This is a genomic window from Paenibacillus sp. EKM211P (genome assembly GCF_011066175.1).
GTDB classification, from domain to species: Bacteria; Bacillota; Bacilli; order Paenibacillales; family Paenibacillaceae; genus Paenibacillus; species Paenibacillus polymyxa.
Genome location: NZ_JAAMNS010000007.1, coordinates 187,883 through 199,946, shown reverse-complemented (window position 1 = coordinate 199,946; position 12,064 = coordinate 187,883). Strand labels below are relative to the sequence as shown.

The 12,064-nt window shown below is 48.8% G+C and carries 10 protein-coding genes; 8 read left to right on the top strand and 2 right to left on the bottom strand.

The features are described 5' to 3' along the window. Positions 1-40: 40 nt before the first annotated feature. Positions 41-922 carry an Hsp33 family molecular chaperone HslO gene (gene hslO, locus G9G57_RS13180; RefSeq protein ID WP_025364754.1) on the bottom strand — a complete coding sequence of 294 codons (882 nt, stop codon included), beginning with the start codon at positions 920-922 and terminating at the stop codon, positions 41-43. A gap of 30 nt (positions 923-952) precedes the next feature. Further along, the gene (locus G9G57_RS13175; RefSeq protein WP_016818455.1) at positions 953-1,429 is read right to left on the bottom strand and encodes an RrF2 family transcriptional regulator; all 477 of its coding nucleotides are present in this window, start codon (positions 1,427-1,429) and stop codon (positions 953-955) included. Positions 1,430-1,674: 245 nt separating this feature from the next. Between G9G57_RS13175 and G9G57_RS13170 the strand changes: the two genes are divergently transcribed. The 8 genes from G9G57_RS13170 to G9G57_RS13135 all read left to right on the top strand — a co-directional run bounded on the left by G9G57_RS13170 (position 1,675) and on the right by G9G57_RS13135 (position 12,056). Further along, positions 1,675-2,688, top strand: a complete 1,014-nt coding sequence (locus G9G57_RS13170; RefSeq protein ID WP_164965046.1) for an LLM class flavin-dependent oxidoreductase — start codon at positions 1,675-1,677, stop codon at positions 2,686-2,688. A gap of 273 nt (positions 2,689-2,961) precedes the next feature. Beyond that, positions 2,962-5,031 carry a bifunctional aldolase/short-chain dehydrogenase gene (locus tag G9G57_RS13165; RefSeq protein ID WP_164965045.1) on the top strand — a complete coding sequence of 690 codons (2,070 nt, stop codon included), beginning with the start codon at positions 2,962-2,964 and terminating at the stop codon, positions 5,029-5,031. Between the two features lie 393 nt (positions 5,032-5,424). Beyond that, complete coding sequence (rhaI, locus tag G9G57_RS13160; RefSeq protein WP_164965044.1) at positions 5,425-6,645, top strand: L-rhamnose isomerase; 1,221 nt, start codon at positions 5,425-5,427, stop codon at positions 6,643-6,645. Next, positions 6,642-8,117 (top strand): rhamnulokinase, encoded by a 1,476-nt coding sequence (locus G9G57_RS13155; protein WP_164965043.1) that lies wholly within the window; start codon positions 6,642-6,644, stop codon positions 8,115-8,117. The genes rhaI and G9G57_RS13155 overlap by 4 nt, the downstream gene beginning before the upstream one ends. A gap of 20 nt (positions 8,118-8,137) precedes the next feature. Next, on the top strand, positions 8,138-8,896 hold the full coding sequence (locus tag G9G57_RS13150) for a DeoR/GlpR family DNA-binding transcription regulator (RefSeq protein WP_016818460.1): 759 nt from the start codon (positions 8,138-8,140) through the stop codon (positions 8,894-8,896). A 166-nt stretch (positions 8,897-9,062) separates the two neighbouring features. After that, entirely contained in the window at positions 9,063-9,791 is a 729-nt protein-coding gene (locus G9G57_RS13145; RefSeq protein WP_016818461.1) for a (Fe-S)-binding protein, read from the top strand. Beyond that, on the top strand, positions 9,788-11,308 hold the full coding sequence (locus G9G57_RS13140) for a LutB/LldF family L-lactate oxidation iron-sulfur protein (protein WP_016818462.1): 1,521 nt from the start codon (positions 9,788-9,790) through the stop codon (positions 11,306-11,308). The genes G9G57_RS13145 and G9G57_RS13140 overlap by 4 nt, the downstream gene beginning before the upstream one ends. Further along, entirely contained in the window at positions 11,301-12,056 is a 756-nt protein-coding gene (locus G9G57_RS13135) for a LutC/YkgG family protein (protein ID WP_016818463.1), read from the top strand. Before G9G57_RS13140 ends, G9G57_RS13135 begins: the two co-directional genes overlap by 8 nt. The last annotated feature ends 8 nt before the right edge of the window (positions 12,057-12,064 follow it).

Below are 12,064 nucleotides of genomic sequence, written 5' to 3'. Positions count from 1 at the left end.
TTCCTCAGTAGCTAAAACTACTTTTGGGAACAGCCCGTATTTAAATGATGTTTGTTTCCAGCATGTTTTCGAGATCTTCTTTGGTAAGGTGGTAATGTGCGTTACAAAAATGGCAATGGGCTTCAGCTTGTCCATCGGTACGAATCATGTCTTCTATTTCCTGATTCCCTAAGCTGATAATGGCATTGGTAACTCGTTCTTCTGAGCAGGGACAATGAAATTGTACAGGCATGGTTTCCAGTATGTTCATGTTGCCTTCTCCCAAAATTTGGACCAGAATCTGCTCTGGCGTAAGACCTTCCATGACCATTGCGGAGATGCTCGGAATGCTCTCAATCCGTCTCTCGATAAAACTGATAACCTCTTCCGGTGTACCCGGCATCAGCTGAATAATAAAACCTCCAGCCGCCTGAATGGAGTTATCCGGGTTAACAATAACCCCTGCTCCCACAGAAGAAGGAATTTGTTCGGATTGAACGAGATAAGAGGTGAAATCCTCGCCCAGTTCACCCGATATGAGAGGGACTTGTCCAACAAATGGTTGTTTTAGGCCGATATCTTTGGATACAATCAGCGCTCCATCTGTTCCTACGGCTCTGGCGACATCTAACTTCCCGATCTGATTAAGCTCAAAATGGGTTTGCGGATTTTTTACATAACCTCTAACTTCTCCTTTGGCGTTGGTATCGACAAGAATAGTGCCGATGGGCCCTCCACCGTTAATCCGAATCGTCAGTTTATCCTCATGTTTAAGCATAGCTCCCAGCATCACGCCCACCGTCATGGAACGTCCCAATGCAGCCGATGCTGTTGGCCAGGTATAATGACGCTGCTGGGCTTCACTTACCGTTTCCGTTGTTCTCACAGCATAAGCCCGCACCTGGTTATTGTAGGCAAGAGCTTTTACTAAATAATCATTCATGTTCATATCCCTTTCTGTTTTTGAAGTTCTTTACAAGACCATTTTTTCTTGAATCCAGTTCTTCAAAGAAGTAATTTTCGCATCATATCCTTCTTTAAAAAAGTCAGCAGAGAGTGACGCGATGGTTTCTCTTTTCAGAACGGCTTTCCAGGAGGCTTCCGCTTCTTCCATCAAATTTGCCAGTAAACAGCACTGATCGTCTTTCTTTAATTCAAGCATATCGTTGTATATACCGCTGGAAGAATAGAGAGTTTGCTGTCCCTCAATCGCCAGATAAATATCAAATACTCGTATATCCTCAGGTTTTTTCTTTAATTTGAATCCGCCCTTGACACCAGGTACAGAAGTAATCAAATCAGAGCTAACCAATTTTCGTAACAGCTTATGAAAATAAGTAGGTGAAGCGCCTAACTGCTGGCTAATGGCCTCTCCAGGTAAAACGGCTTTGTCCGGTAGCATCGTGAGCAGAAGGAGAGCGTAGACAGATTGTTCGACACCTGTTTTCATATGCACTAGCAATCACCTCAATATGTTATAACCAGGCTAACATGGATAATTATTATCCACATATGAGCATGATAGACGAGCTGATCGTAAAAGTAAACTATTTTTTGATAAATACTAAAAATTAAAATTATTTGCAATTCATAAGGGGACGCATTATTATAGTTGATGCATCAATTGATAGGTCAAAGAATTAAGGCGTTGAAAGAAATACGTAAAATAATAGTTTGACAGGAGGTTTATATAAAATGACCACGCGGAATGTTGCACTGTCTATATTAGATCTTGCACCTGTCATTGAAGGCGGTACTCCTACCGATTCTTTTCGTGATACGGTGGATCTTGCCCAGCATGCTGAGCAATGGGGATACCGACGCTATTGGCTAACGGAGCATCATAATATGCAGGCGGTTGCCAGCGCTGCTACTTCTGTGATCATCGGACATGTGGCTGCACATACCCACAAGATTCGGGTCGGTTCAGGTGGTATTATGCTGGCTAACCATGCTCCACTCATAATTGCGGAGCAGTTTGGAACCTTAGAGTCGCTTTATCCGGGGCGAATTGATCTGGGACTTGGTCGGGCTCCCGGCACGGATCAACCTGCAATGAGAGCATTGCGACGAGGGCTGCACACCACGGGGGAAGATTTCCCCGAGCAACTGAATGAGCTGCGCTCTTACCTGAATCCAGCGTTAAACGGAGCCATGCCGGGGGTGAGAGCGATTCCAGGAGAAGGGATGGATATACCTATCTGGTTGTTGGGCTCAAGCGGATTCAGTGCTCAGCTGGCAGGTCAGCTTGGGCTGCCGTTTGCGTTCGCTAGCCACTTTGCCCCGGCTCATTTGCTACAGGCGCTGGAATTGTATCACCGTAATTTCCGGCCGTCCAAGGCACTGGATCAACCGTATGTGATGGTTGGTGTGAATGTGGTTGCTGCAGATTCTGATGAAGAAGCACAACGGCTTTTTACTTCACAAGAACAACAATTTTTAAATGTGCTGCGCGGACATAGCGGAGGACTAAAACCACCAGTCGATGACATGGATAAGCTTTGGAGTGAGCAGGAGAAGGAGATGGTTCGTGGTAATATGCTGGGGTATTCAGCAATCGGTAGTCCTGACACAGTCAAGCAAAGGCTGGATTTTATAATCAACCAGACGAGAGCCGATGAGTTGATTACCACCGCTCAGGTATATGATCACCAGGCACGTTTGCGTTCGTACGAGTTGCTAGCCCAAGTGATGCGCATAGATGAGTAAATAAATGAGTTAAACAAACGAGGCTGTGCCAGAGAGGTTCTTATAACCATTCCTGGCACGGCCTTTATTGTCTGTGTGTGTCTGTGTGGTCATGATTGTTTTACAGATGAATATATTCGTGTTTACATATGGATAAAATTAAAAATTATTTTTGATTATTTTTGTATTTTATATTTTCAAATTTAAACAAAAGTGTTATAGTCTCCGTAAATAAAAATATCCACCTTAATAAAGCCATTCAAAACCAAAACAGAACTTGGAGGTCTTTTTCCTATGGTACAAAGTCTATGGAATTCTTCGCAAGCATCTGAGCAGAAAAGCACGCTGGAACAGCTCGTATATCGTTCTAACCTGATTGGCACAGATCGGAGCGTGTGCAACTGGGGAGGCGGCAACACTTCGGCCAAAACGACGATACAAGATTTTCGCGGGCGTGAAGTAGAGGTGATGTATGTTAAGGGTAGCGGTTCCGATCTCGCAACAATGAAAGCGCATAACTTCACAGGGCTTCGTATGGAGGATATTCGTCCACTGTTTGAACGGGAAGAGATGTCTGACGAGGATATGGTCGCATATTTGGCGAACTGTATGATAGATGCCAAGCATCCGCGGGCTTCCATTGAGACACTGCTACACGCATTTTTGCCATTTAAGCATGTCGATCATACACATCCGGATGCGATCATCAGCTTGTGCTGTGCGCATAACGGCAAGAAAATCGCTAAGGAAATTTTCGGTGAACGTTTTGTATGGGTACCTTATATCCGTCCTGGCTTTAAGCTGTCGAAAATGATTGCCCAAGGGGTGCTCGATCACCCACAAGCTGAGTTGGTACTGATGGAAAAGCATGGCTTGGTTACGTGGGGAGACACTTCCGAAGCAGCTTATGCCAAAACGATTGAAATCATCCAAGAAGCAGAAAGCTATATTAAAGCTTGCCAAGAGGAAAAGAAGGCGTTTGGAGGCGTAAAATATAAAGCGCTTACTTTAGAGGAGCGGCGCAGCATGGTGTCCCAGATCATGCCATCCGTTCGAGGTGCAGTCAGTGATGAGAAAAAGATGATCCTCACCTTTGATGACGCGGAGGATGTGCTGGAGTTTGTGAACGGCCAGGATTCTGCTGCTTTATCTCAGATCGGGGCAGCGTGCCCGGATCATCTGGTTCATACCAAAATGAAGCCGCTCTATGTAGATTGGACACCGGATATGAAGGATGTAGAGGGGTTGAAAGTTAAGCTTGCCGAGGGTATAGCAACCTATAAGGAGCAGTACCAAGCTTATTTTGAGCGCAATCGACATGAAGGAGACGTGAGATTTGAAGCAGCACCGCGTGTCATCTTAATTCCGGGTATCGGTATGATCAACACAGGCAAAAGCTGGAGCAATGCGCAGGTGAGCGGCGCCTTATATCATCGTGCAATTGCTGTCATGCGAGGAGCAACGGCGTTAGGAGAATTTGTTTCACTTAGTGAAAATGAATCTTACAACGTGGAATACTGGCCGCTGGAGCTTTATAAGCTGTCACTTGCGCCGGCAGAAGCAGAATTTTCACGCAAAATTGCATTCATTACGGGTGGTGCAGGCGGAATCGGCAGTGCAACCGCACGGCGTTTAGTAGATGAAGGTGCGCATGTTGTATTGGCAGATCTCAATCTGGAAGGTGCGCAAAAGGTAGCTGCAGACATCAATAGCAGTTACGGTGAAAACCGTGCAATTGCCGTGAAAATGGATGTGACGCAGGAGGAGCAAATCCAGGCGGCCTATGCCGAGACGGCGCTGATCTATGGTGGTGTAGATGTCATCGTTAACAACGCAGGGCTTGCTACATCCAGTCCGTTCGATGAAACATCATTAAAGGAATGGAATTTAAATGTAAACGTGCTGGGAACAGGCTATTTTTTGGTCGCACGCGAAGCATTCAAGCTGATGAAGGAACAGACAATTGGCGGCAGCATGGTGTTCGTCGGTTCCAAAAACTCGATCTACGCAGGCAAAAATGTAACGGCCTACAGCTCGGTCAAGGCGCTGGAGGCGCATCTGGCCCGTTGTATTGCCGCAGAAGGTGGCGAATACGGTATCCGCGTAAACATTATTTTGCCGGATGCGATTTTGCAAGGCTCGGCAATCTGGAACTCCAATTGGCGCAATGAACGCGCCGCTGCCTACGGCATCGAGCCAGACCAGCTGGAGGAGCATTACCGCAAGCGGACGACACTGCTGGTCAATATCTATCCGCAGGATATCGCAGAGGGTATTGCCTTTTTCGCCTCATCCAAGGCAGAGAAAACAACAGGATGTATGTTGACCATCGACGGCGGTGTACCCGCAGCCTTTACACGCTAGGAAGCCAAGGAAGGCAGTCCAATAGAACACTTAGGATCATAGCGAACTAATTTAATGTACTAATTTACTGCAATAATCCAGGCCACAAGCCCATAGTACGAAGAGGTTTTTAATTAGTTTCGAACACGTAAATAAGTTGTGTTAACTTATTTACGCGCGAATGCCTTTATATACACGCTAACACTTTAAAATAAAAGTGACTTTATGGGTGGTCAGCAGCGGAGCGGATGGAATCGTTCTGAAGAAGCGTAGCGTTCGCCTTTATCCCCGGATTTTCACCTTTAATATGTTCTATAAAATAAAAAAATCTGGGGATAACAGCGATCGGAAGAATGATCTAGACGCGAAGCGGCCTCCCCCCATAACTCACTTACTTTTCAAGGAGGAACCACGATGAGTGACAAAGCGTACGCCTTATTCGAGGAGCAGCAGCAACAACGAGGCATTGACCTAGAGCAAGTAAAGACCAAATTGAGAGCGCTTAGCATAGAAACACCTTCCTGGGGATATGGCGACTCAGGTACACGTTTTAAAGTCTTTCAGAAAACGGGTGTGCCGCGTGATCCGTTCGAAAAGCTGGAGGATGCAGCACAGGATCATGCCTTGACAGGCTTATGTCCGTCCGTTGCCATTCACATCCCGTGGGATAAAGTTGACAATTACGGCAAGCTTCGCAGTCATGCCGAAAGTCTTGGCCTGCAAATTGGGGCGGTAAATCCCAATCTCTTTCAAGACGAGGACTACATGCTCGGTAGCGTTACTAATGTAGACCCGGCAATCCGTCGCAAGGCTATCAACCATTTGCTGGAATGCGTGGATATTGCAAAGGAAACGGGCTCCAACGACTTTAGCTTATGGTTTGCAGACGGAACGAATTATCCCGGTCAGGGGGACATTCGCAAACGCAAAAATTGGATGCTGGAGGCGCTTCATGAAATGTATAAGGCGCTTACGCCGGATATGCGCATGCTGATTGAATACAAGGCGTTTGAGCCGGCTTTTTACCATACAGATATTGCCGATTGGGGCATGGCCTATCATTACACGACCAAGTTGGGGCCGCAGGCACAGGTGCTGGTGGATACAGGGCATCATCTGCCGGGAGCCAACGTGGAGCATATTGTTGCGTTTTTAATGGATGAGAAGCGACTGGGTGGCTTTCATTTTAACAGTTATAAATATGCGGATGACGATCTGATCGTGGGCTCCGCCAATCCGTATGAGCTGTTTTTAATCTTTTATCAGATTTTGAACGCAGCTCAGGATGTCGATGCAGATATCCGTCATACTGTCGATAAAATTGCTTATTTAATCGATCAGTCGCACAATATCGAACCCAAAATTCCGGCCATGATTCGCTCGGTCCTAAATGTGCAGACTCAATATGCGAAGGCACTTTTGATCAATCATGCAGAGGTGGAGGAAGCGGCGAACCGTCAGGACGTGCTGGGTGCCGAGGATGCCGTACGCCAAGCATTTGAGTTTGATGTGGCCCCGTTGCTCAAAGCAATCCGTGAAGAGCAAGGATTACCTGCAGATCCAATGAAAGCCTATTTGGCATCTGAGTATGGTACCCAGATTTTGCAAAGAGGCAAGGGTGGTGCGAGCTGGTGAGCATCCTCGCTTATGATTTGGGGGCAAGCAGCGGCAGGGTTCTACTCGGAAAATTAACCGATTCACGTATCGTGGTGGAGGAAATCCATCGCTTTTCCAATGATCCGGTCAAGGTTGGGGAGCGCCTGCACTGGGATATATTGCGTCTCTATCACGAGGTTCAGCAAGGATTGCTCAAAGCCAAGCATATGAGAGTGAACCCATCCAGCCTGGCGATTGACTCCTGGGCGGTCGATTTTGGACTGATTGGAGAAACCGGCGAATTGCTGGGCAACCCTTATCATTATCGGGATTGGCACACCCATGGAGTAATGGAAGAAGTACAGGAACGGCTGGGAAAAGATTTTATTTTTCAGCGCACAGGCATTCAGTTTTTGATGTTTAATACGATTTATCAGCTAGCTGCTATGCAAAATGCAAGATCACCCTTGCTGGAGCAGGCAGAACATTTCCTGATGATCCCTGATTTGCTGCGGTATTTTCTGACAGGTGAAATGTATCATGAGTTTTCTAATGCAACCAGCACGCAGTTATATCATCCGTTACAGCAAAAATGGGATGATGAGCTTTTGTCTGGAATCAACATTCCCCGCTCTTGGTTTGGAGAGGTACTGGAGCCGGGAAGTGTTGCAGGTACAATCCGTTCATCGGTCATGACGGATCTGGGTATTGGAGCGGTTCCTGTGATTGCAGTAGCAGAGCATGACACAGGATCAGCAGTGGCTGCCGTACCAGCGCTGGAGCGGTCCTTTGCGTACTTGAGCTGCGGAACATGGTCCCTGATGGGAACGGAGACCGCACAGCCAGTAATTAATGATGATACGCTTCGATTTAATTTTACAAATGAAGGCGGCGTAGGCCGAACCTACAGGCTGCTAAAAAATATCATGGGACTGTGGATTCTACAGGAGGCGCGCAGAGAATGGGAACGGCAGGGAAACTCCTATTCCTTTCCTGAATTGGTTCATATGGCAGAACAGGCTCCAGCGTTCACTTGTTTGATTGACCCGGATGATGAACTGTTTCTGCATGCCGGGGATATGAAAACACGCATACGCCAATACTGCCGCAATACCGGGCAGCTAATGCCGGAGACGCCGGGAGAGATTACGCGCTGCATTCTGGAAAGTCTGGCGTTAAAGTATCGCTACATTTTGGAGCTTACAGAACGGGTGTCAGGACAGCGTTTTAATGGTTTGCATATGGTCGGCGGAGGGATTCAAAATCGCTTGCTGTGCCAATGGACGGCCAATTCGATTCAAAAACCCGTATGGGCAGGACCCGCAGAAGCGAGCGCAATCGGCAATCTTGCGGTACAATGGATGACACAGGGAAAGTTCGCCGATATATGGGAAACACGCCGGGTCATTGCGGATTCTATTACCGTAGAGGAATATGAACCTGCCGAGTCAGAAGCGTGGGAGGATGCCTACGGGCGGTTCCGGCGGGTGACAGGACTTTTTGTACATTAAAGATGTGGAGTGAGATTGCCATGCTGGTCGCAGAAAGATATGAGATGATAGTGCAGCTCGTAAATGAAAGAGGAAGCATACGGGTGTCCGAATTGAGTGAGCTGTGTAAAGTAACGGAAGAAACGATTCGCCGCGATCTCGATCGTCTGGAGCAGGCGGGACGACTGCGCCGTTCCCATGGGGGAGCGGTTAGTGTCAAAAACGAGCAGCCTGAAACGCCCTATGCGGTACGGGAAATTATGAACGCGGAGGAAAAGCGTCGGATTGCTGAGGAAGCGGTCAAGCAGATTCAGCCGCACGATCGCATTTTGCTGGATGCCAGTACGACTGCCTGGTATATGGCGTCCAGTCTGCCGGATATTCCTTTAACGATACTGACGAATTCGATTCGGGTAGCTACAGAGCTGGCAGGTAAGGAAAAAATCGAGGTCATTTCGACGGGAGGACAGCTGCTTCAACGTTCACTGTCATTCGTGGGCCCGCTCGCAGAGCGTTCATTAGAAACCTATTATGTGGATAAGCTGTTTTTTTCCAGTCAGGGAGTTCATCTGGATCGCGGCATTAGTGAATCAAATGAGCTGCAAGCTCGTTTGAAGCAGAAAATGGTCAGCATTGCGGATCGGGTAATTTTACTGGCAGATGCGAGCAAATTCGGGCAGCAGGCGTTTACCCATGTCGTGAACTTGACGCAAGTGTCCGAAATTATTACAGATTCGCGGCTGTCGGACCCGATTCGCAGTCAGCTCGCAGAGTTGTCCATTCCGGTTACGATTGTGTAAGCAGGTAGTTTCCGGCGTGAGGTCGCTCTGCGGTTCATTTGATTTACGATCGCTGTTGCAGCGGGATTCTCTGATGAGTAAGATCTACTTAGGTGAGAATCCCACTGCAAGCGTATGCTTATGATGAAAGTTTTCCTTTGGAAAATGGACGGAAGGGGTGTGCCGTTTGAAGGTATCTTTATTTATTACCTGTCTAAGTGATGCGATTTATCCCAAGGTAGGGGAAGCGATGGCCCGCTTGCTTGCCAGATATGGTGTCGAGCTGGAATTTCCCAAGGTGCAGACATGCTGCGGGCAGCCGTCCTATAACAGCGGCTATTGGGATGAAACAAGGGCAGCGGCAAAAACGATTTTGAAAGCGTTTAATGACAGTGATTTTGTCGTAGCTCCTTCCGGTTCCTGCACATATATGATTCATCATTACCCGGAGTTGTTCAAGGATGAGCCTGAGTGGCTGGAGTCGGCACGGAGGCTGGAGCAAAAGACGTATGAGTTTACACAATTTATGGTGCAGGTGCTTGGCGTGACCGATGTGGGTGCGTCTTTTCCGCATACGGTAACCTATCATCCGTCTTGTCATGGAACACGTTTGCTCGGCGTAAAGGAGGAACCGATGAAGCTGCTTGGCAGCGTAAAGGGTTTGCAATTAGTGCCGCTTCCTTTTGCGGAGGACTGCTGTGGGTTTGGTGGTACTTTTGCGGTAAAAATGCCCGATATTTCGGGAGCGATGGTGACTGAAAAAGTGGACCATATCAGGGAGACGGAAGCCGAGGTACTGGTCGGACTGGACATGGCCTGTTTGATGAATATCGCCGGTAATCTCAGATATCGGAAAGAGCCAGTTCGGGTAATGCATCTGGCAGAGCTGTTATACGAAGGGGTGAAGCACGCATGACCGCTGTACATACGCACTCTATGAATCAAAAGGTCAAAAAACGTGCAGAGCTGGCTCTGAATGATGATTTTTTGCGGAATGCAGTTCATTTCACTACCGAGCGACTGCGCAACGGCAAGCGGACAGCTTCAGAGCAGCATGGAAATTGGGAGGAATGGCGTGAGCGGGGGCGTCAAATTCGGCTTCATACCATTGCCCATCTGGACTATTACTTAAATCTGTTTGTAGAAAATGCCCGTGCCAACGGGGTGCATATCCATTTTGCCGACACCGCAGTGGATGCCGTGCGCATTACACTGGACATTGCCGCGCATAATCAAGCCCATTCTGTCGTCAAATCCAAGTCGATGGTGTCGGAGGAGCTGCATTTGAATCAGGCGCTGGAAGGTGCAGATATCGAGACGATTGAAAGTGACCTCGGTGAGTATATTATTCAACTGGCGGGAGAGGCACCATCTCATATCGTGATCCCTGCGATTCACAAAAATCGTTATCAGATTGCCGAGCTGCTGTCTAAAGAAGCAGGGGAGGAGCTGTCCGCAGATACGACGATTTTGGCGGGCTTTGTCCGCAAAAAGCTGCGTGAAAAGTTTCTAGAAGCGGATATTGGCATGACAGGCTGCAATTTTGCCATTGCCGAGACGGGTTCCATGGTTTTGTTTGAAAATGAAGGCAACGCTCGCATGGTTTCTACTCTGCCCAAAACGCAAATCACACTGATGGGTATGGAGCGAATTATTCCATCCTGGACAGATTTGGAGGTGATGGCTACATTGCTGCCACGCTCCGCTACCGGACAAAAGCTGACGATGTATATGTCCGGTATTTCAGGACCCCGGCGCAGCCAGGATGCCGATGGACCGGAGGAAATGCACATTATCATCGTAGATAACGGGCGTTCGCTTCAGCTAGGCAATCCTGAGTTTCAAGAGCTGTTAAATTGCATCCGCTGCGGCGCTTGCCTGAACGCTTGTCCGGTGTACCGACACATTGGGGGGCACGCGTATGGCGGGACATATAGCGGTCCTATCGGTGCAGTGCTTACGCCTGCCCTTCATGGCAACATTGAAGAGTGGAACGATATTGCGAGTGCGTCCAGTCTGTGTGGAGCGTGTTATGAAGCCTGTCCGGTCAAAATACCACTGCATGATATGCTGGTTTATTTGCGTAGACGCAAGGTGGAGGCAGGACAAGGGGATAAGCTGGAGACGATCGGGATGAAAGGTTTTGCAGCGGTAGTTTCCAGCTCGAAGCGATTCGCTGCGGCGATCAGACTCGGACAGATCGCACAGAAAGCGGTAGTCCGTAAGGGAGAAATTACCCTTAAGCTTGGCCCCTTAAAAGGCTGGAATACGTATCGTGTGGCTCCAAGTCTGGCGAATAAGTCCTTCCGTCAGCACTGGAACACACTAGCGCGTGAGCTGGAGCAGGAACGCAAGGTCATGCATCCGGACATTCTCAGCCGAATGGAGACGATCTTGGTGGATAGAAGAAAAGGAGGGATGCAGCATGAGTGAACAGCGTAATCCTTCTATGCAAGCAAAAGCGGAGCATGAAGCATGGCTCCATCAAATGCAAGCAGAATCCCGTGTCAAGCAGGCGCGCTTTATGGAAGGCATTGCGGCGCGGCTCAAGCGTCCGCGACAGACGGAGCCACCGATGCAGCCGTTTCGTGGCGCACCTGCGTTTTGGCACAAATTCGAATGGAGTGCGGAGCAGCGCATCGAGGAGTTCACCGCCAACTTTACAAGTGTTGGCGGACATGTGGTGCGTCTGCCGGATCTGAAGAAGGCGGCAGACTGGATCGCGCACAAGGCGCGCGAGCTGGGAGCAGCCTATATCGTCCGGCAGAATGAGCCGGACCTGGATGCGCTCCAGTTGGAAGCAGCGCTGCCGGAAGTCCGACTGTCGGTGTGGAACACCGATCCAGCCCAAAACTGGAAGGCACGCGCCGCGGAGGCCGATATCGGCATCGTCATGGCCGATGAGGCCGCCGCCTACACCGGCTCGGTAGCAGTGCTATCCTCGCCGGAGAAGGGGCGCTCGGTCAGTCTGCTGCCGACCGTGCTGATCATTCTCCTGCCCGTGGAACGTCTGCGAACACGACTGGGCGAGATTTTAAGCCGCTTTGACGAAGCCGGGCGCGAGCAATTGCCCGCAGGCATTCATTTTATTACTGGACCGAGCCGCTCGTCGGATATTGAAAATGATTTGACGATCGGTGTACACGGACCAGGTATCGTTTATACGTTGTTGATTGGTTAGCGTTATGC

Coding starts and splice junctions, on each gene's coding strand:
- G9G57_RS13150 (WP_016818460.1), top strand. CDS start 8,138: ATGCTGGTCGCAGAAAGATATGAGATGATAGTGCAGCTCGTAAATGAA.
- G9G57_RS13140 (WP_016818462.1), top strand. CDS start 9,788: ATGACCGCTGTACATACGCACTCTATGAATCAAAAGGTCAAAAAACGT.
- rhaI (WP_164965044.1), top strand. CDS start 5,425: ATGAGTGACAAAGCGTACGCCTTATTCGAGGAGCAGCAGCAACAACGA.
- G9G57_RS13175 (WP_016818455.1), bottom strand. CDS start 1,429: ATGAAAACAGGTGTCGAACAATCTGTCTACGCTCTCCTTCTGCTCACG.
- G9G57_RS13170 (WP_164965046.1), top strand. CDS start 1,675: ATGACCACGCGGAATGTTGCACTGTCTATATTAGATCTTGCACCTGTC.
- G9G57_RS13165 (WP_164965045.1), top strand. CDS start 2,962: ATGGTACAAAGTCTATGGAATTCTTCGCAAGCATCTGAGCAGAAAAGC.
- G9G57_RS13135 (WP_016818463.1), top strand. CDS start 11,301: ATGAGTGAACAGCGTAATCCTTCTATGCAAGCAAAAGCGGAGCATGAA.
- hslO (WP_025364754.1), bottom strand. CDS start 922: ATGAATGATTATTTAGTAAAAGCTCTTGCCTACAATAACCAGGTGCGG.